The sequence below is a fragment of the Flavobacterium aerium genome (genome assembly GCF_030766725.1).
GTDB classification, from domain to species: Bacteria; Bacteroidota; Bacteroidia; order Flavobacteriales; family Flavobacteriaceae; genus Flavobacterium; species Flavobacterium aerium.
Genome location: NZ_JARQWR010000009.1, coordinates 1 through 25,435, shown reverse-complemented (window position 1 = coordinate 25,435; position 25,435 = coordinate 1). Strand labels below are relative to the sequence as shown.

General features: G+C 32.9%; 24 protein-coding genes and 1 pseudogene. 7 read left to right on the top strand and 18 right to left on the bottom strand.

Features of this window, described 5'->3' with window-relative positions:
* Positions 1-60: 60 nt before the first annotated feature.
* From P6733_RS12835 to fbp, 11 genes and pseudogenes are all read right to left on the bottom strand, one after another.
* Positions 61-660, bottom strand: coding sequence for a hypothetical protein (locus P6733_RS12835; RefSeq protein WP_306353303.1), 600 nt, complete (start codon positions 658-660; stop codon positions 61-63).
* A gap of 83 nt (positions 661-743) precedes the next feature.
* Positions 744-1,094, bottom strand: a complete 351-nt coding sequence (locus P6733_RS12830; protein WP_306353302.1) for a hypothetical protein — start codon at positions 1,092-1,094, stop codon at positions 744-746.
* A 74-nt stretch (positions 1,095-1,168) separates the two neighbouring features.
* Positions 1,169-1,534 carry a glutaminase gene (locus P6733_RS12825; protein WP_306353301.1) on the bottom strand — a complete coding sequence of 122 codons (366 nt, stop codon included), beginning with the start codon at positions 1,532-1,534 and terminating at the stop codon, positions 1,169-1,171.
* 360 nt (positions 1,535-1,894) lie between these two features.
* The gene (locus P6733_RS12820; RefSeq protein WP_306353300.1) at positions 1,895-2,188 is read right to left on the bottom strand and encodes a hypothetical protein; all 294 of its coding nucleotides are present in this window, start codon (positions 2,186-2,188) and stop codon (positions 1,895-1,897) included.
* A 199-nt stretch (positions 2,189-2,387) separates the two neighbouring features.
* Positions 2,388-3,062, bottom strand: coding sequence for a hypothetical protein (locus P6733_RS12815; RefSeq protein ID WP_306353299.1), 675 nt, complete (start codon positions 3,060-3,062; stop codon positions 2,388-2,390).
* Positions 3,063-3,153: 91 nt separating this feature from the next.
* The gene (locus P6733_RS12810) at positions 3,154-3,528 is read right to left on the bottom strand and encodes a hypothetical protein (RefSeq protein ID WP_306353298.1); all 375 of its coding nucleotides are present in this window, start codon (positions 3,526-3,528) and stop codon (positions 3,154-3,156) included.
* Between the two features lie 94 nt (positions 3,529-3,622).
* The gene (locus P6733_RS12805; protein WP_306353297.1) at positions 3,623-4,048 is read right to left on the bottom strand and encodes a hypothetical protein; all 426 of its coding nucleotides are present in this window, start codon (positions 4,046-4,048) and stop codon (positions 3,623-3,625) included.
* Positions 4,049-4,218: 170 nt separating this feature from the next.
* Complete coding sequence (locus P6733_RS12800) at positions 4,219-4,713, bottom strand: hypothetical protein (protein WP_306353296.1); 495 nt, start codon at positions 4,711-4,713, stop codon at positions 4,219-4,221.
* A gap of 3 nt (positions 4,714-4,716) precedes the next feature.
* Entirely contained in the window at positions 4,717-5,688 is a 972-nt protein-coding gene (locus P6733_RS12795) for an RHS repeat-associated core domain-containing protein (protein ID WP_306353467.1), read from the bottom strand.
* A 2,121-nt stretch (positions 5,689-7,809) separates the two neighbouring features.
* Positions 7,810-8,208: pseudogene (locus P6733_RS12790) on the bottom strand (DUF6443 domain-containing protein); the annotation flags it as partial.
* A 340-nt stretch (positions 8,209-8,548) separates the two neighbouring features.
* Positions 8,549-9,559 (bottom strand): class 1 fructose-bisphosphatase, encoded by a 1,011-nt coding sequence (fbp, locus tag P6733_RS12785; RefSeq protein WP_306353295.1) that lies wholly within the window; start codon positions 9,557-9,559, stop codon positions 8,549-8,551.
* A gap of 207 nt (positions 9,560-9,766) precedes the next feature.
* On the opposite strand from fbp, the gene P6733_RS12780 reads away from it, so the two are divergent.
* From P6733_RS12780 to P6733_RS12755, 6 genes are all read left to right on the top strand, one after another.
* Positions 9,767-10,240: a GNAT family N-acetyltransferase gene (locus P6733_RS12780; protein ID WP_306353294.1), complete on the top strand. Its 474-nt coding sequence runs from the start codon at positions 9,767-9,769 to the stop codon at positions 10,238-10,240.
* On the top strand, positions 10,237-11,496 hold the full coding sequence (locus P6733_RS12775) for an aspartate kinase (protein ID WP_306353293.1): 1,260 nt from the start codon (positions 10,237-10,239) through the stop codon (positions 11,494-11,496). The genes P6733_RS12780 and P6733_RS12775 overlap by 4 nt, the downstream gene beginning before the upstream one ends.
* A gap of 166 nt (positions 11,497-11,662) precedes the next feature.
* Positions 11,663-15,079 carry a hypothetical protein gene (locus P6733_RS12770; protein ID WP_306353292.1) on the top strand — a complete coding sequence of 1,139 codons (3,417 nt, stop codon included), beginning with the start codon at positions 11,663-11,665 and terminating at the stop codon, positions 15,077-15,079.
* Positions 15,080-15,412: 333 nt separating this feature from the next.
* Positions 15,413-15,679, top strand: coding sequence for a hypothetical protein (locus P6733_RS12765; RefSeq protein WP_306353291.1), 267 nt, complete (start codon positions 15,413-15,415; stop codon positions 15,677-15,679).
* Positions 15,680-15,852: 173 nt separating this feature from the next.
* On the top strand, positions 15,853-16,494 hold the full coding sequence (locus P6733_RS12760) for a hypothetical protein (protein WP_306353290.1): 642 nt from the start codon (positions 15,853-15,855) through the stop codon (positions 16,492-16,494).
* Between the two features lie 103 nt (positions 16,495-16,597).
* On the top strand, positions 16,598-17,512 hold the full coding sequence (locus tag P6733_RS12755) for a DNA-3-methyladenine glycosylase family protein (RefSeq protein ID WP_306353289.1): 915 nt from the start codon (positions 16,598-16,600) through the stop codon (positions 17,510-17,512).
* 39 nt (positions 17,513-17,551) lie between these two features.
* Here the strand turns inward: P6733_RS12755 and P6733_RS12750 are convergent, their stop codons facing one another.
* The 3 genes from P6733_RS12750 to P6733_RS12740 are packed head-to-tail and all read right to left on the bottom strand — an operon-like array spanning position 17,552 to position 20,374.
* Positions 17,552-18,541, bottom strand: coding sequence for a hypothetical protein (locus P6733_RS12750; protein ID WP_306353288.1), 990 nt, complete (start codon positions 18,539-18,541; stop codon positions 17,552-17,554).
* 40 nt (positions 18,542-18,581) lie between these two features.
* A complete protein-coding gene (locus tag P6733_RS12745; RefSeq protein WP_306353287.1) occupies positions 18,582-19,307 on the bottom strand; it encodes a LytR/AlgR family response regulator transcription factor in 726 nt (241 codons plus the stop codon).
* Positions 19,304-20,374 (bottom strand): sensor histidine kinase, encoded by a 1,071-nt coding sequence (locus P6733_RS12740; RefSeq protein WP_306353286.1) that lies wholly within the window; start codon positions 20,372-20,374, stop codon positions 19,304-19,306. Before P6733_RS12740 ends, P6733_RS12745 begins: the two co-directional genes overlap by 4 nt.
* Before the next feature lie 229 nt (positions 20,375-20,603).
* On the opposite strand from P6733_RS12740, the gene P6733_RS12735 reads away from it, so the two are divergent.
* Positions 20,604-21,293: a hypothetical protein gene (locus P6733_RS12735; RefSeq protein WP_306353285.1), complete on the top strand. Its 690-nt coding sequence runs from the start codon at positions 20,604-20,606 to the stop codon at positions 21,291-21,293.
* Between the two features lie 57 nt (positions 21,294-21,350).
* Here the strand turns inward: P6733_RS12735 and P6733_RS12730 are convergent, their stop codons facing one another.
* The 4 genes from P6733_RS12730 to P6733_RS12715 all read right to left on the bottom strand — a co-directional run.
* Positions 21,351-22,187: a leucine-rich repeat domain-containing protein gene (locus P6733_RS12730; RefSeq protein WP_306353284.1), complete on the bottom strand. Its 837-nt coding sequence runs from the start codon at positions 22,185-22,187 to the stop codon at positions 21,351-21,353.
* Between the two features lie 10 nt (positions 22,188-22,197).
* Positions 22,198-22,797 carry a hypothetical protein gene (locus P6733_RS12725; protein ID WP_306353283.1) on the bottom strand — a complete coding sequence of 200 codons (600 nt, stop codon included), beginning with the start codon at positions 22,795-22,797 and terminating at the stop codon, positions 22,198-22,200.
* 114 nt (positions 22,798-22,911) lie between these two features.
* Positions 22,912-23,427 (bottom strand): hypothetical protein, encoded by a 516-nt coding sequence (locus P6733_RS12720; protein WP_306353282.1) that lies wholly within the window; start codon positions 23,425-23,427, stop codon positions 22,912-22,914.
* Positions 23,428-23,439: 12 nt separating this feature from the next.
* On the bottom strand, positions 23,440-25,435 hold a 1,996-nt coding region (locus P6733_RS12715; RefSeq protein ID WP_306353281.1), incomplete at its 5' end, for an RHS repeat domain-containing protein.

The following is a 25,435-nucleotide window of genomic DNA, read 5'->3' as shown; positions in this document are numbered from 1 at the left end:
TATGTATTTCAAATTACTACCCATATTAATGTTCTTAGTTTTATACTTTATTAATGGGGATTATTTTAATAGCTCTATAACTTCTTCCATTGGTATATCATTTTTATACATAATTTCATACTCTTTTTGATTAATTATAAAGTCTTCATTAATAGTGAATCGTTTATTTTTCGATTCTAATAGAGCTTTGTCATTTAATTCTTTATCATAATGATATTTTAGATGGATTTTTTTTACTATTTGTAAAAGTTCTTGTCTAGTATTTTTTTTAGGATCTATTTTCACCCATTTGTTTGGGTATTGTGGAGAATAAGAAAATATAATTTTCATTTCACTCGATGCATCAACGCTTATGTAGTCATATTTCAACATTGCTCCAATTGGGGTCGTAATATTATCTATTGATAATATTAAACCCGCATTTTCATAAGATTCTTTTTTATAAAATGAATTTGTAAATAGGATTATATTTTTATCGCTTTTATTCTTAAAGGATATAATAAAATGAATGCTTGGAAAATCCATTGAATCAGATATTATAACTTTTTCTAGTTTTGAGTATATAGATGATTTCCCTAAATCATTCTGAGTTTTATTGTTACAGCTTACGCATAAAACTATAAGACTTAATACGATTATTGTTTGTTTATAATTTCCCATTTAATATAAGTTTACGTGATTCTTTAACTTTATTTTTCCATTCTGAAGTTGTGCCTTTCCATGTGCTATGTTTCATTTGGATGTTATAAGCTTCTGCATGTTCTACACCTTGACCAGGTAATACCTTTTATCATATGTCCATTCCCTTCGTGAACAGCTGCATTTTGTATATTGTTTACTGTAAATTGTCCTGTTTGTGTCCAAAGCGAACTAAATAAATTGTATGTTATTTTATTACCAGAAGTATATGCCGGTGATTCATCACGACCTAAATATGGTCTTAAACCTTCATTTGCTTTAACTTGAGTAAATGTATTAGGTTTGTCATCAGGCGCTGTATAATTTGCAGATGTTTTTCCATTGAATAGATCATTATTATTAAAATCAAGATTTTCAGTATTGGAAACTATATGAGATATTGCATTATTTACCATATTAATCTCTACTTGTGAGAAACCATCATTTATAACGTTGATTTCTGTTAGTTTAAAATTCTAAATAAAATGTACTATAAAATAATATAAAAGATTAAAACGAAAATATATATAAAGGTTATCACTTTTAATGATTTTGAAATTTCTTGTAATGTATTCATTGCTCTTTGATTATAAGATTTTGCCATACTTCCATTAGGGTTTTTAAGAACTTCCATACTTATATAATAATGGTCCGCATGTGTTCCGTATTTTCTGTATTCTTTGGGAAGATGTGAATTATTTTCTGATTCATCGTCTAAGTAATCTTTAGCTTGACCTTCAACATGAAGATAGGACTCATGTGTTAAAGCCTCAGCTAAATTAAATAATTTGTTTTCAGAGCCAAATCCTTGTTTTGCAATTTCTACAGTAACTTCGTATTCATTTCCTTTTCTCACACCTACATAATCACCACTGGTAGAACTTCTTTCCTTTTCTGGGCTTAATTTATAATTTAAACCGATGCCTTGCTTATCGTATTTAGCTGTTTCTAGTCCATTTATCCATTGTAAATGTACTAGAATAGCACTGCCATCATTAAGTGCTTCATATGCTGACTGAATAATCTCTGTTAATAATGTTGCATTGTAGTATTTCCGTTAACTTTTAAATTTGCAGAAGAAAATATATTTGTTGCAGAAGAAACAGAAAGACTTCTTTGCTAAAAATATAACAGAACTATAAAGCAAAAAACCCGAACAATTGCTCGAGTTTTATTTTTTCAATCAATTATCTTTTAGATGTGAAAAGCTTATGTTTTAATGATATTTTATAACTTCTACTACTTGTCCCTCACCAAGGATATTCAAACCTTCATCAAAAGAAAAAATTGTGTCTAATTTTATATCATTCTTGCTTACAGAATCACTTATAAATGTAATGAATACTTCATCTTGCAAGCCAGGATAAAATAAATCAGTATTGATTAACTCAATATTGCCTGAAATTTTAATGTCATTTTCAAAATTAAATAAAGGTCTATATCCAGAATTAAATGGTGTTTTTCTTGCTTTGTATTGATATAGATAAATTTTAGCTTTTATTTTTAACATAGTTTTTTATTTTTAAGGTATAATACTAGAATTTGATGGTGTAATATTATAAATATTTTGTAATTGTTCAGCAAGTACTGCAACAGCAGGCATTCCATCAGCTGAGAAATGTGTGACAGTGTTCATTATATTTTCTGGAACTTTCACTTCGATAACAGTATTTGGAATTTTATCAAAGGCAAAATTAATTTTCCCAAATTTAGTTTACTTCACAACGGATAACTTTAAAATTTTTGGCAGCATCATTAAATTTTAATTCTTTCAGATAATATAAATCTGAATTGCATAAAACTTCCACATTATCATAATATGCAATATTTATAAAAAACGATGGATTTTTTTTAATCCATTTTTTCTTTTTAATTCCCTTTATTTTTTCAAATTTATTTAATGTAGAGGTGTCAAAGTCTTTTATAAACTCCTTTTTTTCTCTAAAATTCAAAGCAGCTATGCTAAATGAGTACTCACTAAAGGGAAGTATTTTATAAAAATCATAGACAACTTGATTATCTGTTATAATTCTATCGTTTAAAACTATTCTATCAGAATATTTGGTAGACAAGTATGGAAGTAAAGGCACAAAAGAGATATTGACAGTATTACTCTTCTTGTCATACCGATACAAATACTCAGAATTGCTGATACCATTATCAAAATAGCTTTTAAATATGTAGATTGTATCTTTTGAATTATTTGTGATTTTCAAATGAAGCTTCCCTTCCAAATAATTCGAGGTTAAACTAATTTTGTTAATGGTTGATTGGTCAGGTATTTTACTTCCCTTTATTTCACATTTGCAATAATCGCTTCGTAAGGTTTGTGCATTTAATGAGGATAAGAAAAGTATAGCTACAATTAAATAATTTTTTTTCATAGTATTAATTATTTTTGTTCCCATACTGCTCCTTGCCATTATATCTATATTTTTGTTACTAATCTTCTTTGTTGACTATTAAATATAATGATTATACATTTTCTAAACTAAATGATAGAGCAAATATTTTGATATTACTTGCTGTTGAAGCTGTTTTAATTTCAAAGCCATATAAATCCTTTATACCGTCATAAAGCTTACTCCATTTTTCTTTAATCTTTATTATTTCTACATTTGAGTTATCAATAATAGAAGCACCTAATATTGATTCCTCTGCAATTACTCCAAAATTTAAAGAGAAATTTGCAGAATAAACATCCTTAAAAATAAGTTTATTTTCACCTCCTGAAGGCCAAACAATATCTATTTCTATACTGTCATTGTAACCAGGATTACTTCTATCTATGTTAATACATTTTAGAGTTGCATCGTGCCACTCTAATAAATTAAATTCTTTATTTTTCATAATTAAAATTCTGGGCTTTTATCTTTTCCATTATTCCATATGAAGTAGCTCTTGGGATTCTGTTAATTTCAATTAATTAACAAGGAACATATTGTTACTCTGAATAATTTTCAACAGCATTTTTTAAAATATTATTATAAAATAAATCAGAGTAATTTTTGTTCGCTATTTGCATACTATCAATTTCTTTTAGAGTATTTTTTTTACCTATTAAAAGTACCTTCATAGAAAAATAATCTGCATATAATAGAGAATCATTAGGTGCTTTATTTATAGTATCTTGAATCATTATAATACTTTTTTTAATATGAAAATTTGCTTTTTCTCTATCTAAGTCTTTTAATTTTAAAAATCGAACAGTATTTAAAGTGTTAAGTCGATTATACTTATTATTATTATTAATTAATAGCTTTTCTAATTCATTATATTTTTTTAGATTTAATAATAATGATATAATTGGTAGTGAGTTCTTACCGACTAAACCTTCTTTTATATAATCTTTATTGTTAGATAATTCCATATATGCAGAGTCAAGATACTTTTTATCCTTTGTTTGATGGTATTTTCTAATATTGTTTGATAGCAAGCTATTTAAATCTTCATTATTAATATTTTTATTTGTTTTTACACATGATATAAAAAGTAAAGAAATTCATAATATAATTAAAAGCTGTTTCATATGATTGTTATTTATGGTTTTTCTATAACAATAACTTTATGAATAACTGGCTCAAATTCTTCAATCATATCGTACATATTTTCTCCATTCTCATCTTTTTTAGCTAATTTAACTCCAGCGAGATTATATATATAACCTTCAAGATAAAATACACCAATCTTATCAAAGACAACATCTGTAAATATTATTTCCCTATTATTCTTTGCCCAAAAAGTATCTTTAATCTTTTTGAATATTTCGTCGTTAGTAGAGGCAATTTTATCCGTTTTAGTAATAAGTAATCGAGAATATCTATAATTTTCTAAATCTCCGATTTTGGTTGAAATTGAATCTAATTTACTTTCGTAATATAGTACACCATTGTATTTCTTGTTAACTATCAAAGTGTCTGGGAAATCAAATCTATAATTTTTACTTTTATCTTTTTTAGGTACAGACTCCTTATCATTCTTATTATTACAAGCAAAAAACATAAAAACTAACATAAAACTTAAAACTTTTTTCATATTCTAATAGTATCTATTTTTATTATATTCTATATCCTTATTTTTTTTGTCTTCCATTGCTCTTAGGGAGTCTTTAGTGTGTGCTGATTTAACACTATCTAAAGCTGATTTATTAACAGTAGTTTTTTTTGTTAAAGTAAGAACTTGTGACGAATTGCCTCTAATTGGGTCAGTAGCTTTAAAATTTTTAGAGGCAATCTCCACTGTTTGGTCTTCAGAATTCGTAGAAGCACTCATTGTTGTATTTGTTGCCTCATTGCTGTCTGAGGAAGTCCTATTATCCGTATTATCACTATCATCAGTAGGAAAGCCACCCGGCGTTAAGAAAGTGGATAACTGTGCAAGGACGTCTACTACTGCGGTTTTTACATCTCGGCTGCCCTGTGGCTTTTCAGACATTCCTTTATTAGCATTGTCTGGATTCTTGACTGTTAGGTCAAACCCATTACTGATGCTTGTTGCTTTTGTCTCGAACCACTTTGCAGCATGAGTAAATCCTGTTTTTTCACTAGCCTTAGACAGGTCGTATTTTATTTCAGCAACTTGTTTATTTACGTAGGCCTTAACATTTTTAGTACTTGATTTATATGTTGTTTTTACACTATTCCATGAAGGCCAAGGCCACATTCCATCTGGATCAATAAAGTATATAGGATTATCCATTGCATAAGTATAAGGAGACCATCGTCTCCCCTGTTCCGCTAATGGATCAATATTCATCCATCTCCCTATCGCTGGGTCATAATTACGGGCTCCAAAATCGTACAAGTTAAGCCCCAACTCATTTTGCAATTCTTTCCCATTGAATTTATATTTATAGGGACTGATTGCCCCTGCTTCAATAATTCCTAAAACAGGACTATAATAACCACTTCCACCATTGTTTGAGGAGAAATACGCATATTCTTCTGTATTATAGGCGGCCTGTTTTAATCCGAAAGGATAGTAATTATTTTCATCAATAATTTTAGGCATATTGGTCAATGGATCGAGTGTATAACTCACCCGTACATTGCCCAAATGGTCATTATAATTGAATACATAATTGAAAAAAGCCTGTCCGCTCAGGTTTTCTGTTCGGGCAACATAACCTTCAGCATGTGGGAAAAATAATAATACACTGCCATTGTACTGAAAACCGTTTAAATAATTGGTCACGGTGGTTCGGTTTCCATTAATGAACGTTTTTTGCAATTTTACCCCGTTAGCATTATAAAGATAATTAATTTTTCGAGTGGCGCTTCCAGAGAAGGTGATTTCTGTTGGTAAATTCAGGTGATTGTATACCACTTTATTAATACCCTTATTCTGATCCAAGGTCATGTTTCCATTGGCATCATAAGCATAATCATCTTCAGGGTCCGTAATACCATTACTATCATCTTTAAAACCTGCGGGATTATTCGTGAAATCTATCACTTTATTCAATTGATTGCCGGTATAGGAATATTCTAGATTATCCATCAGGATGTTAAACAGATGAGAATCTAGGTTTCCATTGCGTTGCAGGAATTTAATGTTTCCATTTTTATCATAACCCATAGACTCGTTATAAGAATTGGGATAAGGATTTTGTGTTTCTGGTTTTTGGTAATAGGAAGCCCTCAGACGGTTGAGTTTATCGTATAGATATCCATATTTTCGCAGCACATTATCATTGGTTGTTTTCCAAAAAGTTTCAGCAATATTACCATTGTACAACGGTCTTACCTGATTGAATGCACTGGAAGATGATGAAACCACGACACCATTCTGACTGTCGGTAACTTGATTGTAATTGATTTTAAAACCAAATAAATCTCCTGCACCCAATACTAATCCGGCATTACCCGATGTTGCTTCGTTATTAATATCGGTTAACCAACCGCGAATGTTGTAGCGGTAATCTACTTTCTGTAATCCCGTTGCTCCCGAAACATCATTTCCACCCACATTTTTTGCAATAAGTTGTCCTAAGGCATCATAACTATTGGAGACAATTAATTGTTCGGCCAAGCCATCCACCCGTTGTTTGTGGGTTAATAAACGATCCTGCGCCGTATAGGTATAGGTATCCGTAACCGAAGTGACTACAGCATTGGTATCAAACTTCTGCAAAGTCTTGGTAAAAAGTGTTTTTCCACTAAAATCAAGCTTCAAATTAATTTGGAAATAACCATCCCAAGGATTTTTGGTATACATCGAAATAGGCCTGCTCCTTTCATCATACAGCGTATGGCTTAGTTCATAGGCAATTGAAGCAGGGGAATTTAGGGTGCGTATCCAGTTGCCTGTAGGCAAACCTTTGACAGTTGTTAAAACCGTTTGTCCTTCAATTTGTCCAGGAACAGTGGGCGCTAAAGGATAAGTGTAATTATCATAATAATTGACTGCTAATAATTTGATTCCACTGGAAGGAAAAGTAGCGGAAGAATAACCAATTGTAACTCCATCAACGGTATTGGAAGTCACTCTTTTTTCCGAAAATGTAGCAGTAGCATTTGCTTGGGATTGCATAGTAGCACGGGGCGTATTACCGGCATACCATCCGGTATAGGCTACTCGAGAAAAGGCATCATATTTGGTAATCATCCACCCTGTTTGATCTCCACCAAAAGGAGTAAAGACAGGACCCGTTGCCACTGGACGATCCAATGGATCATAAACAATGAACTCCCATTGTTTGCCTGGTATTTTTTTCTCCACCATTCGGTTGCGGTGGTCGTGTTTGTATTGGTAACATAAGAGATCCAATTGAGTCAATGGACTTGAGGCTAAGGGTGGAATGGTATAGGTTAAATTTCCATACAAGTCATAGACATAGTAAGTATTATGTAATCCTAGATCTCGACGGCTTTCACCGGCATCGGATTCATAGTTTCTTTTGAGCACCACCCGTCCTTGTTTGTCTTTGTATTCTTCGGTCGTGTTATCTGTTCCACTGATCCAATTCTCATCTTTGATAATAGTTTTTGACAATGTACCTGGGGCATAATATCCACGATCGAGGAGTTGAATGTCATACAACCCTGCACTAGCATTCCATGTGGTTTTGGCATCGTAGAATTTTACTTCTTTTTCGGCATTACTAGAGTACTCATATTTTACAGTATGATCATTATCATCGGTGGTATTCCCTTGCCAATCTAGACCTGGAGCTCCTTTTTTACGCACACGATTTAAAGGGGAATTCTCGTAAAAATTCTCACTGTAAGGATTTTGTCCAGTGTATTGTGCAAAATTGAGTGTCGCATTTAGTGCGTTGGGCTGAAAGCTCATGTCGGTAGTATTTCCCGCATAGGGTAAATATTACTTTACGGGACGGCCAAAACCATCATACTCAATATGAGTAATCATATCGGTTCCCGTTCCGGATTGTTGTTGTGCAATGGTCTGGATAGGACGTCCTAATCCATCGAAATAGGTTACCTGTGATTGTGGATTGGTACCACCTGCTTCACGATAATTCGTGGTCTTAACGTAATTCTGATTGGTGCTTTGTCCCAATAGTACCATAGGGAACAAAAGCAAAAAGAGTATAGTTTTCTTCATACTTTTTAAATTATGCCACCATTGTCTTGAAACAATAGGGGTAAACATAAAAATGGTAGGGGCACTATTGTGTTTACAATGTTATTTTATATCGTATAAAACGATTATTTTACGGAACTCAAATCTATATAAAATATTTAATATACAAATGTAAATTAGTCACTTTTATGATAATAGTAATGACTTTAACATCAAAGTGTGTGTTTTATGCAAAAAACGAATAATCTTGAAAGTGAATAAAAAACAAAACTCCTGATGGCATTGTTATCATCAGGAGTTTTGTTTTTACGATCTATTAAGGGAATTATCCCTTTGCATTCTTCATGCATTCTTCGGCTTTTTCTACCATATTGTAGCTTCCACAAAAGAATGGGACACGCTGGTGCAATTCTGTAGGTTGTAATTCCATGATTCTACCGTAACCATCGGATGCTTTTCCTCCTGCTTGTTCTGCAATAAAGGCCATCGGGTTACATTCGTACAATAATCTCAATTTACCATTGGGTGCTTTTGCACTGGTTGGGTAGATATAGATTCCGCCTTTAATCATATTACGATGGAAATCGGATACGAGGCTTCCAATATAGCGTGAAGTATAGGGTCTATCTCCTTCTTCTAACTGACAGTATTTAATATAATCTTTTACTCCTTGTGGGAAATGAACGTAATTCCCTTCATTGATGGAATATATTTTTCCATCTTTTGAATATTGCATATTGGGGTGTGACAAATAGAATGTTCCAATTGCAGGGTTTAATGTGAATCCATTTACTCCATGTCCTGTAGTATATACTAGCATTGTAGAAGTTCCATAAATAACATATCCTGCTGCAACTTGATTGACTCCCGGTTGTAAGAAATCGTCTATCGTTACGGGTGTTCCTACTGGTGTAATACGTCTGAAAACAGAAAAAATCGTTCCTACTGATACATTCACATCAATATTTGATGATCCGTCCAATGGGTCCATTAATACTACATATTTATTGTTATGGCTTTTATCTTTTCCTTGAATTGTGATGAAATCATCGTTTTCTTCGGAAGCGATTCCACAAACAATTTCTCTATTAATTAAGGTTTGGATAAAAACTTCATTCGCATACACATCTAGTTTCTGCTGGTCTTCTCCCTGAATATTCGTTTCTCCGGCTGCACCAACGATATCGACTAATCCGGCTTTGTTTACTTTGTAGTTAACTACTTTTGCTGCTAATCTGATTGAATTGATTAATCTAGATAATTCCCCGGAGGAAAATTGAAATTCTTCTTGTTTTTCGATGATAAACTCACCTAATGTCTTATTCCTTTCTTCCATTACTATTTCGTTGTAGTTGTGTTCACAAATATCGATATTTTTGTTATAATGAAATAATTATTACAGGATAGTTTATCAGAATTGTACATTTGTTTAATTTTAATTCAATTTTTAATAGCCCTGATTGAAGCGGCATCCTTTTTAGGGCTTGTTCTGACCTAAAAAGATATAGCGGAAAAGCAGGAAAAGCTACCAATACAAATTATTATGATTATTAGAAAAGGTGAAGCTCGTGACATGGCTTCTGTATTACAGTTAATCCAAGAACTTGCAACTTTTGAAAGAGAACCTGATGCTGTTGTAGTGACTGTTGAAGATTTAATTCGTGATGGTTTCGCTTCGGAACCTTTATTCCAGACTTTTGTTGCTGAAGTGGATGATGAAATTGTAGGCATGGCATTGTTCTACAATCGCTATTCTACATGGAAAGGAAAAACGATTCATCTGGAAGATTTAATCGTGAAGGAGAAAATGCGCGGAACTGGTTTAGGGAATGCTTTATATAGTGAAGTGATTAAATATGCCAAAGAAGAAAAAGTAAGACGTATGGAATGGGTGGTTCTGGATTGGAACACTTCTGCTATTTCGTTTTACGAAAAATCGGGGGCTACACTATTAAAGGATTGGTATACGGTACAAATGAGTGAACAGGGAATAACAAATTTTGTTGCAAATATATGAGAGTATTCAAATTTGGCGGGGCTTCAGTTAAAGATGCCGCTGGGATAAAAAACGTCTATGATGTTTTACAAAAAGTAGGTTTTCAGGATGTTTTATTAGTGGTTTCTGCTATGGGGAAAACTACGAATGCTCTTGAGGTTGTTATTAAGGATTATTTTGATAAATCGCCTTCTTTGCAGTCTTCTATTCAGGAGGTCAAAAAATACCACAATCAGATTTTATTGGATTTATTTGAAGAGGAGCGTCATGCTGTTTTCAATGATGTTAATAAATTATTTGGGGATTTAGAACATTTCTTAAGCATTAATAAATCGCCTAATTATAACTTCGTCTATGATCAGGTTGTGAGTTATGGTGAACTTGTTTCTACTACGATTCTAAGTCATTATTTAAATCATAGTGGTGTTGCTAATGAATGGTTGGATGTTCGTAATTTTATTAAAACGGATACGAATTACAGAGACGCTAGCGTAGATTGGGAACAAACTCAGGAAAATATCGCTACTCAAGTAAAACGCAAGACACTGAATATCACTCAAGGTTTCTTAGGTTCTGACCCTAATCACTTCACCACCACTTTAGGCCGTGAGGGTTCTGATTATACCGCTGCTATTTTTGCTTACTGTCTTAATGCCGAAAGTGTAACAATCTGGAAAGATGTTCCTGGTGTTATGAATGCCGATCCACGTTATTTTGAAAATGCGGTGTTGCTGAATCAAATTTCATATCGTGAAGCCATTGAGTTAGCTTTTTATGGTGCTACTGTAATACACCCAAAAACATTGCAACCTTTGCAACGTAAAGAGATTCCATTGTTTGTGAAATCTTTTATCAATCCGATGTTACCGGGTACTCGCGTAAGTAAAGGACCAGATCTTGAGCCTCAATTCCCGTGTTATATTGTCAAGAAAGATCAATTGTTGGTTTCATTGTCTTCTATTGATTTCTCTTTTATTATGGAGGAAAATATTAGTGAAATTTTCGCCTTACTGCATTTGTACAAAATGAAGGTGCATTTGATTCAAAATTCAGCGATTAGCTTCTCTGTTTGTGTGGATGATAAGTTTGGTAATTTTAATGAGCTTCATAAAATATTATCGAAAAAGTTTAAAGTAACGTATAACGAAAATGTGTCCTTATATACAATTCGTCATTTTAACGATAAAGCCGCTCAAATGGTAGAACAGAATAAGAATGTGCTGTTAAAACAAGTGAGCCGTGAAACAATGCAAATTGTAACAACAGAGAACTCTTAGTACTTTGTCCTTATTATATATAGTGAACCATCGGCTTATTCTTAATCCGGTGGTTTTTTATTTGGTTTTAATTCTAATCCTTTATTTATTTGCGCGCAAGTCTCCTCAACACGTTAAAAATTTGATACTTTAACACTACTTTTGGTTTTTTGGAGTTAATAGGAGTATGTTTAGAAAATTATTTTTATTGTTTTGTGTTCTCTTTTATGCTGGGCTACAGGCTCAGGATATCAGCACGTCATACAAAACCAAAAAAATAAAAGTTACTCAGGATACCATTCGTATTGATAGTGTGAGCATTAATCCTACCTTTTTTAAACTGACTGACATCAAAGGAAATGGTATTGATAGTACTGCTTATACTGTCGATTTTGGAAAAGGTCTGTTGATTTTCAAATCAAAGTCGGCACTTACCACTATAGATTCTCTCACCGTACACTACTTGAAATATCCTCGCTTTCTAACCAAAGATTATACCATCTACGATGATAGTCGTATTGTGAGTAATGAAGCTGCACAGGGAAGCTTATATAAGGTGAAGCAGGATGTGAAACGTAATTTTATTCCTTTTGACGGACTTACAACTTCGGGAAGTATCACGAGAGGAATTACAATAGGAAACAATCAAAACGCAGTTGTCAACTCTGCTTTAGACTTACAGATTACTGGAAAAATATCGGATAAAGTAAGTCTTAGGGCTTCTATTCAGGATAGTAATATTCCTTTGCAGGAGGGTGGTTACTCTCAAAAATTAGATGAATTTGATCAGATTTTCATTGAGCTCTTTAGCGACAAATGGAGTATTCGTGCTGGGGATTTATTCCTGGAGAATCGGAAATCAAAGTTTTTGAATTTCAATAAAAAGGTACAGGGTGTTTCTACTCATTTTGAATTTGGACGACTAGAAGCCAAAACTTCCATTTTTGCAGCAGCAGCGTTAGTTCGCGGGCAGTATGCGAAAAGTACTTTTGTTGGTCAAGAAGGAAATCAAGGGCCTTATAAACTTCGAGGTCCTAATGGTGAGTTGTATGTCCTAGTGGTATCAGGTAGTGAGCGTGTGTTTGTGAATGGTATTTTGCTCACGCGTGGAGAGAACAAAGATTACGTTATTGATTACAATGCCGGAGAAATTGTATTTACTTCTTTATTTCCTATTACTTCCGAAATGCGGATCAATATTGAGTATCAATATACAGATCGTAACTATACTCGTTTCCTTACGTATGCCGGAGCGACTCATGAGCGTGAAACCTGGAGTATTGGAGGGTATGTCTATTCAGAAAATGATGTGAAGAATCAACCGCTGCAACAGAATCTTTCGCCAGAACAGGTACAAGCATTAGTTGCTGCCGGTGATGATCCCGCATTAATGACTGCTCCTTCTGCTTATATTGACAGTTATTCGGAAAATAAAATCTTATACAAAAAAGTAAATATTGGTGGTGTTGAAGTTTTTCAATATTCCAATGTGGCTGAAGATGTTCTATATAATGTTCGCTTTAGCCTAGTAGGTCCTAACTTAGGGAATTACAATATTACGAATAATGCTGCCGTTGGTAAAATATATCAATATGTTGCTCCTATAAGTGGTGTTCCGCAGGGAAATTTTGAGCCTATTATCCGATTGGTTGCTCCTACGAAAATCCAAATTGCAACCGTCATGGGGAAATACAATCCTGATGAGAAAACGAATGTTGATTTTGAAATTGGTCTTAGTAATAATGATCAAAATCTATTTTCTCCTATAGATGACGGGAATAATCAAGGAACTGCAGGAAGGATAAACATCAGACAGCGCGTATTTACAAATGAGAAATGGCAAATTGATGCTTTTGCTAACTATCAGTTTGTCCAACAGAATTTCAAAACTATTGAACGTTTATTTACCATTGAATTTGATCGGGATTGGAATTTAACTAATCCACTTGGAAATCAAAGTTTACTGGTAACAGGTTTAAGTTTCAAATTACCGTCTAAAGGAACCTTTAATTATCAGTTTGAAAAGCTTGACTTCTCAAAAAGTTTCTCAGGGCATCGCCATATTGCTAATGGGTTGTTTAAATTCAATAACTGGCAAATCCAGACCCAAGGAAGTATTTTGCAAAATGACGGCGATTATGCCTCTTCTAAATTCATTCGTAATCAAACTCGAACGAAATATCATTTTGATAAAAATTGGGTTGGTGGTACTGTTCGATTGGAAAATAATCAAGAACGTCTCGTAGCTACGGATCAGTTTTCTGCTTTAAGCCAACGTTTCTTTGAATATGGTGCTTTCATGGGGCGTGGTGATTCTACCAAAGTGTATGTTGAATTAGGTTACCTTAATCGTACTAATGATAGTTTACAAAACGGATTAATACAACGGGTTAATACTTCACAGTCTTATTATATTAAGTCTCGATTAATCCAGACGGAAAAGAGTGATTTGTCTTTATTTGTAAATTACAGAAATCTGAAATTTAAAGACCAATCGCGACCAAATGAGCCTTCTTTAAATTCTCGCTTACTGTACAATGATCGTTTTTTCAATCAGTTAATTCAAATTACTACAGCTTTTGAAACCACATCGGGTACGATTCCACAACAGGAGTTTACTTATCTCGAAGTGGATCCCGGCCGTGGTATTTATGTGTGGATTGATTATAATAATAATGGTGTTCAGGAACTGGAAGAATTTGAAGTAGCACAATTTGCGGATCAGGCAAAATATATTCGTGTTTTCCTTCCTAATCAGGTATTCATTAAAACGCATCAGAATAAATATTCTCAATCTATTACTTTAAACACAAATCAATGGCAGAATGAAAAAGGGATCAAAAAGTTTCTTTCTTATTTTTATAATCAGACTTCCTTTATCATTGATCGAAAGATTAAACGAAAAGAGGATAATTTTGATTTGAATCCTTTTAGTACAAATGAAACGGATTTGTTAGGGCTTAACTCCAGTTTTAGAAATAGTTTATTTTACAATAGAGGGAAACAAAATCATTCCGTTACCTATACCTATATTAGTAGCCGAACGAAGAGCTTACTTTCTATTGGTTCCCTAGAAGGGAAAAATTACTCGCATCAATTGCAATATACCCACTTGTATAAAAAGAGCTGGCTTTTTGGTTTTGGTAGCAAAACGATAAAGTCTTCCAATACCTCCGAAAATTATGGCACAAAAAACTTTGAATTAAGAGGTTATCAGGTTGCTCCAAAAATCTCGTATTTGTTTTCAAAAAATACCAGTTGGGATCTCTTCTATGAATATCAGGTCAAAGAAAATAAAATTGGCGATCTGGAATCTCTTAACCAACAGCGCCTAGGTACTTCCTTTACTTATGCTAGTGAAAAGAAGTTTACCATGAATGGTGAATTCTCTTTATATCAGAATGCTTTTGAGGGAAATGAGCTTTCTCCGGTTGCTTATCAAATGTTAGAAGGATTGCAAGCTGGTCAAAATTTAACATGGCGATTATTAATTCAAAAGAATTTAACCCAATATCTTGATGTTAATATAAATTATCAGGGTCGAAAAAGTGAAACTAGCCAAGCCATTCACACAGGAAATATTCAGCTTCGCGCTTTTTTCTAACTTCTCTCGCTTTTTTTATTTTATACGAAAATCAATTTGATTTCTTTTTCCTACAATTACATGCTAAAAATCCACCTTTTTTTGCTTGTCTAAAAAATTATTTTCAATGGGTAAAATCTGTTTCATTTAACACATCCTTTCATGTTAAAACAGTTATATTGCTGTCACACAATATTTTGCTTATTTTTAAAAACATCTGGAAGAGCTTCCTTATAAGCCACTTATTTTCAGTTAATTATGGCTTAGATAAAAATTTGTTAATATTTTATTCGCCTTGTATTTCGGATATATAATTTAGCTAATTTTAATCTATAATTTAAAAATCAACCAATCATGAAAAAGTTAATTGCATTAGGTTTATTCTTCGCTTTCTCTACAGCGATTTATGCTCAACAAGAAGTTCCAGCTAAAAAAGCTGTAAAACAAGAAGTAACAAAAGGTACTGATAAAGCAGCTACTAAAGCTGAAAAAGAAGCTACTAAAGTTACTGAAAAAGCTAAAGTTAAAGAAATGAAAATGAACAAAGAAGCTGAAGCTACAAAAAAAGATGCTACAGCTAAAGTGGAAAAAGTAAAAGCTGACGTTAAAAAAAGCAAATAGTCTTCCAAAAGTTGAATAAGAAAAGCCCTTGATTTCCATCAGGGGCTTTTTGTTGTTCTATAGTATTCTAGTGTTTGGAATTCTATTCCTTAGTATTTACTTAATTCTACTCCTCAAAATATTTTTTATTAATAAAATTATTACCTTTAATAGTAAATTAAAACATCAAAACCATGAAAAGACTAATCGTATTATGCTTATTGCTAATCTGTGCAGGTACAATTCAAGCTCAGGATAAAGCAATTAAGAAAGAAACTGCTAAAACAACTAAAGCAGTGAAAGAAAAAGCAACGAAGGATGCTACTAAAACGGAAAGCAAAGCCAAGAAAGAAACTGCCGCTGCAAAAAAAGAGGCAGACAAAACAAAGGCTGATGCTAAGAAAGTAGCGGATAAAGCAAAAGCTGATACCAAAAAAACAGGAACTGCTGTAAAAGAGGATACTAAAAAGGTAGCCGACAAAGCAAAAGCTGAAACTAAGAAAACAGGAACAGCCGTAAAAGAAGATACAAAAAAGGTAGCCGACAAAGCGAAAGCTGATACGAAGAAAGTAGGTACTACCGCTATGGATGATACTAAAAAAGTAGCAGACAAAGCAAAAACGGAAACTAAGAAAGTGGGTACAGCTGTAAAAGAGGAAACTAAAAAAGCAGAGACTAAAACAAAGACTGTTGCTAAAAAAGTAGAATCTAAAGTTGATACTGGTGCGGATAAAGTAACAGGTGAATACAACGGACATAAAGTATATACTGGACCTAAAGGTGGTCGATACTATATCAACTCTAATGGTAACAAAACCTATATTGACAGAGAATAAGTCAAATGACAGCATAAAGAAAGAGGACCTATTGGGTCCTCTTTTTATTTTACATCCGCAAGATTCAGATTGTATTCTGTTTCAATTCTATTAATTTTGTAGTATGAGTCATCCTATAATTAATATTCCACTGCCTCCCGATTTCAGTTTCACAGAGTGTTTATGGTATTTGCACCGTGATTTTGATGATTGTCTGCATGAAGTAAATAATCATGCCATACGTAAAGCTATTGTACTTCAGGATGAGAAAATCCTGATTGATATTACTGCCGATCCCGAAAACCTCATCATCACTCTATTATCAGGTCATTACGATGCTATTATGGAACGTTTGATTATTGATTATGTTGAAGATTGGTTTGATCTAAAACGGGATTTAAATCCTTTTTATGCATTATTGAATAGGGACAAAAAAATTGGTTTCATGGCTCATCAATTTGCCGGGCTCCGATTAATTGGAATTCCTGATTTATTTGAAGCTATTTGTTGGGCTATCATAGGACAGCAAATCAATTTGACTTTTGCCTATAAAACAAAACGAAAGTTAGTCGAGCGTTATGGGGATTTTATTACTTATGAGGACAAAAAGTATTACCTTTTCCCGAATCCAAAAATACTCGAGAAAGGGAATCCTGACGAGCTGCGCGCCATGCAATTTTCTACTCAAAAAACACAATATTTACTAGAGGTTTCTTCTCGTTTTTCTTCTGGAGAATTGTCAAAAGAGATTATTCAGAAAATTTCTGATTTTGATGGTCGTCAGAAATTTTTAACTCAGGTTCGAGGAATTGGAATATGGACCGCCAATTATGCTTTATTAAAAAGCCTTAAAGATCAATCTAGTGTTCCTTATGGGGATGCAGGTCTCTTGAATGCATTGATACTTCATCAGATTATTACAGATAAAAAGGATAAAGAAGGGATTGATCAATTCATTGGAAAGTATAAAAACTGGGAAAGTTATCTTGTTTTTTATTTATGGCGTAGTCTCGCCATTCCCAAAAATCCAGCCATTTAGGGACCACCTGATTATGAGTCAGGTGCTCCTCCACCTGTTTTATTTTTTCTTTGTAAAAACTGGATTATAGGATATTCCAACAGAGAAATATCCCGTTCCATCTTGTGTTGTATTAAAAATATAATCGTTTGTCGATTTTCCTCTTTCGGTTACTCTTGAATTAAAAACATTGGCAAATCCTCCTTTAAAGGTTGCAATGAGCCCATCTCCAAGACTGTGTTCATAGGTTAAGCCTGATTTTATTTCAATTTGCCTGTAATCGTATACTCTTGCAAATCCGGGTCGATTCACGTAGGTATAGAATCCATCGGACCCTAATTCGCTTCCTAAAGAAATTCTTCCCTTTCCAAAAATGTCTCTTTTGAATAATAATCTTTGTGGGAGAATAAAGTCAAATACCCATGGTGAATTCTTGAATTTATGTTCTAATGTAAAGGTTGGTGAAAATGGAATGGGTGAAGCAGGATCAATAAAGGCAATAATACCTGCCGTTATTGTAGTGCGCTCAGTACGTTTTAAAACAAATGTCCCGCCAAAGAATACTTTAAATCGTTCTACATCTTTATTGCTCCCATCGGCAATGATACTCGCATTGTAAATAAAGGTTTTTTTAAACAAACTTGTAAAACCTGTAAAGCTTACTGCTGCCGATAAATAATGAAAATCTAATTTCTCATTATAGGGCATTGCTGAAGGCATTGAGACATTTTCCACGTTCTTTAAATCAAACGTTTCATATCTATAGTTGAAGGATGAGGTCAAGGTCCATTTTGGTTTTTTATAAAATGGGATATTCGCAATTAATTTCAGCTTGGAATGGTTCTGAATTTCTCCTTTTTGGAAGTCATTCCCAAATAATTGAGAGTCAAAATCTGTTGGTAAATATTGCTGATACTGAACATCAAATATACGTGTTGCTGGAAACCGATCCGTTATTTCTTTACGGATTTGTGTCTTAATTTCTTTTTCTTGTCCATTGGCATAAAGGCAAAAAAACACGGATGAAAATAAAAGCAGTTTCTTTTTCATTGGATTAATTTAGTAGGTTTAGATTGATACCGTTCTTTATTTATAACTTATCTGAAATATTTTTCCCGAGATACATTTCTAAGAAACTTTTCCTGAAAATTTCTCCAATGGGTATCTCCGCATTTTGGAGATAGATTGTATGATTATCAAATGAGAGAATATAATTGACATTCACCACATAGGATTTACTTACTCTAATGAAAATGTCTAAGGGCAATTGCTGGTAAATTGTTTTCAAATTCATCGCGGTAATTACTTTCGTGTCATTCACATAAATCACTACATAGTCTTTCAATCCTTCAATGTAAAGTATGTCTTTAAATAGTATTTTATGAAATCTCCTGTCTGCTTTAATCAGCATAAAATCGGCCGTAATATCTTCTAAACTGCTCTTACTTTCAGTACTTTGTAATAGCTCACTATAATTCAATGCTTTTTTTACTGCTTTTTCAAAGCGTTCTTTCAAAATTGGTTTTACCATATAGTCAATGGCATCTACTTCATAACTTTTTAAAGCATATTGTGAATAGGCTGTTGTGAATATTATCAGTGTTTCCTCGGATATTGTTTCTGCAAAATCAAGTCCGTTCATCCCTGGCATTTGTATGTCAAGAAAAATCAAATCGACTTTGTTTTCTGCTAAGAATTCCTTTGCTTTTTTTACACCATTAAAACAGCCCAAAACATTTAATTCTGGAACATCTTTAATCAACAAGAGCATTCCTTCTCTTGCCAAAGGTTCGTCATCTACAACTATACAATTCATACGGGGATTCTTAAGGTTACTTTATACAGTCTATCTGAATCTTCTAATTCTAATTTAAAGTCCTTGCCATACAACAATTCTAATCGACGGTTGATGTTTGCTAATCCTAATCCACTATTGGGAGAGAAAATGGGCTCGCTTGGTTTTGTATTGATACACATAAACGTCAGTTGTTTTTCATATATACTGAAAATAATGTTGACTTGTGACGGATAATCGGGATCTACACTGTGTTTAATCGCATTCTCAACGAATGTGGTGAATAAATTAGGCGGCAACATTAACTTTGATATGACTTCATTGTCTTGGGTTTCACTTTCTATTTTCAAACTGTGATTGAATCCATCGCGTCTAATATTCTCTAAATCCATAAAATCGTTCAAAAATTGTATCTCTGAAAGTAATGGCACCGCTGTATGATGATTGTCATACAGTTGGTATCTTAAAAAATCGGAAAGTTTCAAGATTACTAAAGAGGCTTTATCTGGATTACTCTTCACTAACACATTTACGTTGTTCAACATATTGAATAGGAAGTGGGGATTAATCTGGTTCTTCAACTCTTTTAGTTCCATTTGTAATGAAGTATTTTCCAACTCACTGATTCTCGTATTATCTCGCACCCATCGTTGGAATAATTTGATTGAGGTGGAAGCAAAGACCATCAATGTTAATATATTCATTGCTGCTAAAATCTCCCTAAAAAAGCTAGAAAACACTTTTTTGGGTGCTATTCTATAGGCATCAAAATAGTTTTCTGTGATATACCTCAACGTTAGATAACAACACATCGTAATCAAAATCAAACTAAATAAATAGGAGAAATGCTTGCCCTTGAACAGAAAGTGTGGAATTAGCACATACATATTGATGTAGACCATCAATAGCAAATAGGATGTCCACAGTGATTTTATATAGAATTGATAATTTCCTGAGAATTCCTTATGTTCATATGGGTCATAAAAAACTACTCCTATATACAGCAATATAGATAGATGTCTATGAATGCGATATTCTGGGTTAATCAGAAATCGTACAAACCAGTTATTATTAAATGTATTTTCCAAATATTCATTTTTAATAGGTAGCGAAATAACTAAAAAACTAATCTACATCGCATTATATTATACAAAACCCCAATTAATTTATACAAAAATGAAATGGGATTTCTTTTAGGCTTTGGAATTGGGCTTTTGGTATAAAAATATTTCCGTTTCGTATAAAAAGAGAATTCTATCCTTGATCTACTGTTACTTTTGACAAAAAAATAGCATGAGAAACTTCAATCTAAAAAACATGGCAATTTCTTCTCTTAAAGATCAAAAATACGCTGAATTTACAGATTTAATGAAGTTTACCACTAGTTATGGTAATTCTTTAAAGGTAATAGGTCCAAGTCTTTTAAAATTGGATGATTTTGAAACTGTCCAAATCCAATTTACAGATCTTAGCCTAGATTCCGATGCTATTTATTCTATTTTAAAACCTCTTTTTTCCGAAATTGAAGCAGAGCTGAATTCAAAAGGAGATAAGTATTGGGGTTTATATAATTTTATATTTCAAAAGCGGGCTTTCAACTTTACTTCTGAAAATCTAAAATTGCTCAAAAATGAAATTATATCTTGTATTAAAGGGGATTTAGTTATCTATCAATACATCCAGCAAATTCAAAAACGAGCGCATTCATCGGTCGAATTTTATAATCCTGAGCCTTTTAAAATCAAAGGTCCCTCAATTTCCTATTTGCAGAATATCATTCTGAAACAAACTGTCTCTACTGTCGGATTAGATAAAAAATGGCTTGTTCTTACACTTGATAGTATTATCAATGAGTGTGATTATTTTTATTTCAGTGAATTTATTCTCAATAATCCTTTCCGTTCGGACTATGACAAAGTATTTTTATTTGATTTTTACAAAGGTGAAATCATTGAATTAAAGAAGCAGAAAAAGCTTAATCTCCTTCCATTTTCCTTCTTTTTATAAGCATTGCCCCAACTGATTAAACCTTTCATGTTTATTCTTGTGAATTGCGTAGGTACTTTACTTTTTTATTTCTTCCAGTTTATGCGAATAATGTTTTTTATTCGGGTAAAAATAAAACTGTTTCAACTGTTTTGCTTCTATTAATGGTGTTAAATCTCCATCTTTCAAATTCCAAAATGATATTTTTTCTAATTCTGGCATTGACTTTATAAAACTTAATGAATCTAATATATCAATAAACAATTCTGTAATGCTTTTGTTCTCTTTTAAAACTGAAAAATCATAAAGTCCTTTACAGCATTCAAAATAAACTTGTTTCAATCGTGGTAATTGACTAATTGCATCAATATTTATCAATTTTGGATTATGGGTAATGCGTAGGCTTTCTAAATTCACCAATTGTTCTAATCCGTCCAAAGTATGAACACCATCACAGATTCGTAAATTCTTTATTTTTTCTAATTTACTTAAAAACTGACAATCTACTTCTTTCGTTGTAGTCACTAATAAATCTTGAAGATCAACTAATTTATCTAAGTTTTTGACTTCTTTATCATGTCTCAGATATAGGCTTTCTAAATGAATCAGTCCAGATAAGTCTATAGCAATGGATTGATTTAATGACAGATGCTTTAATCCGCTCATTGAATTTAGTTCTTCAATGTGACTTATTTTTCCAATTTTGAAATCGTCTCCAATACTTAGTTTTTCAATAAAGTTTTTGTCTTTAAAAAATAAAAAATCAAGATTGTATTTTGAACCTGAATTATTATTCTGTGTAATGATTCGGATGGCTTTATGCTCTTTTTTCTCCGCATATTGTATTCCTTCTTTCAAAAACTGAGGGTCAATTTCGAAAGTTTCAATGTTATCATTGTAACTGTATTTCTTCATGTACTAGTCCTTATTCTTTTTTCACCAAAACCCCTTGATCCGTAATTGTATAGACAGCTGTTTCCTTATGTGATGTTTTACCTTTTTCTACTCGATCTGTTTTAACTGTAATATTGTACTTTGTATCAATATTAAAAGTAGTTAATTCTTGGTAATCATCTCCTTCTGGCTCATACCATTCTCCTTCTACATATAGGTTTGAAACAATCTTTTGATCTACAATGGTTAATAGATAGAAACGATCTGGAAAATCACCACAATCCATCGGAATTAGGATCACTTTGACTTTCTTATTTTCAGGTAATGCCAAATAACGCAGCTTTTCTTCTCCACATAAAAAATCTTCTACTCCACTAATCTTACAGTCCAACTGACTGTATTTTACAGTTTCTAAATCAATTGGTTCTTTATAAGGAAGTGTGAATTTACTTTTATCAAAACAATTGGTTTTATCCTCTGTTTTTGTTGGTTGTTCAGTAATATTATCGTTATTATTTTCTTGAGTTGTAATTGGGTTTTCAGTCGTATTTTGGGATTGTTCTGCGTCTTGTTTACAGCCTATCATAAAGAAATATAGTACTGCAGTAATGGCAATTATTTGTTTGTTCATAGAATGTGTTGAAATCGTATTTTTTGTTTATAATATTTAACAAGGAACTGGTTTTCATTAAGCCCTATTGAACATCTTAATTTCCCTCTTAATTAACTCTTATCTGGTAATCGATTAATTCATCCATGGCGGAACAATTTGATCAAAAGAAATGCTATTTTTTTTGATCGTAGATTTTAAACCCATTGCTCGCAACGATTTTAATTGTTTATTCCGAGATACAAATTCTAATAATATTCTTTTTCCTTCTTCTGAAGATAAATTTATCACTTCATTAAATAATCCTAGAGAATCTGATTTAATTTTTTCTGAAACAAACCATATTATTGACAAGTAAATAAGACTTTCTCGTGAATCCCATTTAAAATCTTCTATTGAAATTAATATAAGGGCTGTAATTAGATAACTTATATTTTCTGTTTCATATGCTTTAACTGAAAGTTTTTCTGTAAAAGCTAAAATTTTTAATCTTTCATCCTCTTTTATATCTTCACGAATATTTTCTCTTTGTTCATTACTTAAATTTTTGAACAAATCATTTATAATTACAATTTGTTCTACATCAATAAAAGAAATCTCTCTCTCTTTAAATACTGACATAATATCAATAATTCTTTTTTTATCATTCATATTTAAAAAAATTTAAGGACAAGCTTTAACCATGGTTTTGCCTTTTTGGACATATTTTGCACTATCTAATTGCTTTAATTCTCTATCGAATACTGTCGTAGGAAATTTTGATCCTGGTGGATTAAATCTATTAGCGGCAATTGGATCAGATGCTAAATAAAAAGGTTTATTTGCATCAATTCCCCCCTGCATCCATGAATCATTTACAGCTGGAGTCCAACCTGCAGTATTTAATCTTCTCATTCCTAAATTTTTCTCTGCAGCTTCAGTATCAGGTAATCTTCCTATTGCTAATAATTCTTTAGAATTAGAGCTTTCTTGATAAACTTTCCAACCAGTTGCTGCTTCACTTCTACTACCAAACCATCCTGATGTTTTAGATTGAAATTGATTCCATGTAGTAGCTATAGCTCCTGTCAATCCATATACATCAACCCAAGCATTATTATCTTGCACATATCCATACAATACATTTCCTCCAGCTAGTCCTATCGGATCTTGACTCAAATACATTCCAGAATCTGGACTATAATATCGAAAACGATTATAATACAATCCCGTTTCTATATCTTCATATTGTCCTTGATAGCGGAATGGAATAAAAGAACTTGCTCCTTCAAGATTACGGATTTTGCCATAAATATCCAACTCCATCTCCCAAACTTTTTCCCCTTTTTCATCAAATGCTTGGCATGGTGTTCCTAAATAATCGGTTACTATAGAGTATTTCTGATCTCCAACAATTTTGGCCGTAGGTTTAAATGTTCCTTCTTCAAAAACCCAAGTAATACAATCGGAAGTAACTGGCTCTGGTTGATCTTGCTGCAAGAATCCCATATCATCTACAATCCATTCGGGACGATTCTCTACTGCATAATTCCATTCATGTAATGGCGTATTTCCATCCCAAACAAAACGAGTGATGTTATTCGCTACAATTTTAGCTGTTCGTCTTCCTACAGCATCATATTCAAATATTATTTTTGTTCCATTGGGTTTTTCTACCTGTTTGAGCATTCCATTTCCTTGCCATTCGTACTTCCAGGTTACTTTTCCTGTTTTCTGAATTAGATTGCCTTCAACATCGTACAGATAGAAAAATTCTTTGTCTCGTATTAACTTTCCTCCTGTTCCATATTCTTTATCATTCCGCTCTTTTGTTTCAAATAGATTTCCTACCTCATCTGGAAACTTATAATCGTATTGCCCTTCTTCATATTTTGCCCAAGCTAAACTTCCAAAAGCATCATGCCCATAATCGGTTTGTCCTTGGGTAAGCTCATTGACCATTTTCCATAAACGGTTATTGGTGCTCCAACTGTAACGACGATGGCGCATAATTCGTTTTTCTGATTTTACCTGATGTACAATAGGGTGTCCGCCAGAATCATATTCCCAATTACTTTGTATTCCCCCACTCATAGTACGACTCAACTCTTGTCCCATCACACTATATTGTCGCTGCATTTCCCATGAATTTTCTAAATCCTTCGTTCCTGCTTGCGTTTGAATCAGATTGCCTAACTTATCATATTCATGTTGGACATTAGCTCCTAAACTACTGGTTACTGCTATGCGTTGTCCATTACGATTAAAAATACTTTGTACGCTATGTTCGCCTTGCTGATCCTCAATAATACGTCCCATCGCATCGCGCTGTAATTTCACCGCAATCTGCTCATTGACTGCTTCAATCATGAGACCTCGTTTATCATAACTATAGGCTTCCCAACTTCCATCATAATATTCGGAACGGATAATTTGCCCAATCAGATTATACTCATATTCCGTCCATCGATCTTCTGGTCGTTCAATGCGGACTACTTTACCTGCTCGATCTCTTCGGTACTCTCTTTTTAATCCGTCGAATCCAATTTCTTTTACAACATCTCCATTTCCATTTCTACGGAAACGGTATAATTCTTTATGTTCATTTTGAATGTTTACTAATTCTTCGTTTTCATTATACGCAAACTTCACTTTTACTCCATTCTCTTCCCGCATGGTG

What these genes read in the sequence shown, in the direction of transcription:
- P6733_RS12805 (WP_306353297.1), bottom strand. Translation starts at nt 4,048, where the DNA reads ATGGAATTATCTAACAATAAAGATTATATAAAAGAAGGTTTAGTCGGT.
- P6733_RS12725 (WP_306353283.1), bottom strand. Translation starts at nt 22,797, where the DNA reads ATGAACAAACAAATAATTGCCATTACTGCAGTACTATATTTCTTTATG.
- P6733_RS12775 (WP_306353293.1), top strand. Translation starts at nt 10,237, where the DNA reads ATGAGAGTATTCAAATTTGGCGGGGCTTCAGTTAAAGATGCCGCTGGG.
- P6733_RS12755 (WP_306353289.1), top strand. Translation starts at nt 16,598, where the DNA reads ATGAGTCATCCTATAATTAATATTCCACTGCCTCCCGATTTCAGTTTC.
- P6733_RS12730 (WP_306353284.1), bottom strand. Translation starts at nt 22,187, where the DNA reads ATGAAGAAATACAGTTACAATGATAACATTGAAACTTTCGAAATTGAC.
- P6733_RS12820 (WP_306353300.1), bottom strand. Translation starts at nt 2,188, where the DNA reads ATGTTAAAAATAAAAGCTAAAATTTATCTATATCAATACAAAGCAAGA.
- fbp (WP_306353295.1), bottom strand. Translation starts at nt 9,559, where the DNA reads ATGGAAGAAAGGAATAAGACATTAGGTGAGTTTATCATCGAAAAACAA.
- P6733_RS12720 (WP_306353282.1), bottom strand. Translation starts at nt 23,427, where the DNA reads ATGAATGATAAAAAAAGAATTATTGATATTATGTCAGTATTTAAAGAG.
- P6733_RS12750 (WP_306353288.1), bottom strand. Translation starts at nt 18,541, where the DNA reads ATGAAAAAGAAACTGCTTTTATTTTCATCCGTGTTTTTTTGCCTTTAT.
- P6733_RS12765 (WP_306353291.1), top strand. Translation starts at nt 15,413, where the DNA reads ATGAAAAAGTTAATTGCATTAGGTTTATTCTTCGCTTTCTCTACAGCG.
- P6733_RS12800 (WP_306353296.1), bottom strand. Translation starts at nt 4,713, where the DNA reads ATGAAAAAAGTTTTAAGTTTTATGTTAGTTTTTATGTTTTTTGCTTGT.
- P6733_RS12830 (WP_306353302.1), bottom strand. Translation starts at nt 1,094, where the DNA reads ATGGTAAATAATGCAATATCTCATATAGTTTCCAATACTGAAAATCTT.
- P6733_RS12795 (WP_306353467.1), bottom strand. Translation starts at nt 5,688, where the DNA reads ATGCCTAAAATTATTGATGAAAATAATTACTATCCTTTCGGATTAAAA.
- P6733_RS12735 (WP_306353285.1), top strand. Translation starts at nt 20,604, where the DNA reads ATGGCAATTTCTTCTCTTAAAGATCAAAAATACGCTGAATTTACAGAT.
- P6733_RS12810 (WP_306353298.1), bottom strand. Translation starts at nt 3,528, where the DNA reads ATGAAAAATAAAGAATTTAATTTATTAGAGTGGCACGATGCAACTCTA.
- P6733_RS12780 (WP_306353294.1), top strand. Translation starts at nt 9,767, where the DNA reads ATGATTATTAGAAAAGGTGAAGCTCGTGACATGGCTTCTGTATTACAG.
- P6733_RS12760 (WP_306353290.1), top strand. Translation starts at nt 15,853, where the DNA reads ATGAAAAGACTAATCGTATTATGCTTATTGCTAATCTGTGCAGGTACA.
- P6733_RS12835 (WP_306353303.1), bottom strand. Translation starts at nt 660, where the DNA reads ATGGGAAATTATAAACAAACAATAATCGTATTAAGTCTTATAGTTTTA.
- P6733_RS12770 (WP_306353292.1), top strand. Translation starts at nt 11,663, where the DNA reads ATGTTTAGAAAATTATTTTTATTGTTTTGTGTTCTCTTTTATGCTGGG.
- P6733_RS12745 (WP_306353287.1), bottom strand. Translation starts at nt 19,307, where the DNA reads ATGAATTGTATAGTTGTAGATGACGAACCTTTGGCAAGAGAAGGAATG.
- P6733_RS12815 (WP_306353299.1), bottom strand. Translation starts at nt 3,062, where the DNA reads ATGAAAAAAAATTATTTAATTGTAGCTATACTTTTCTTATCCTCATTA.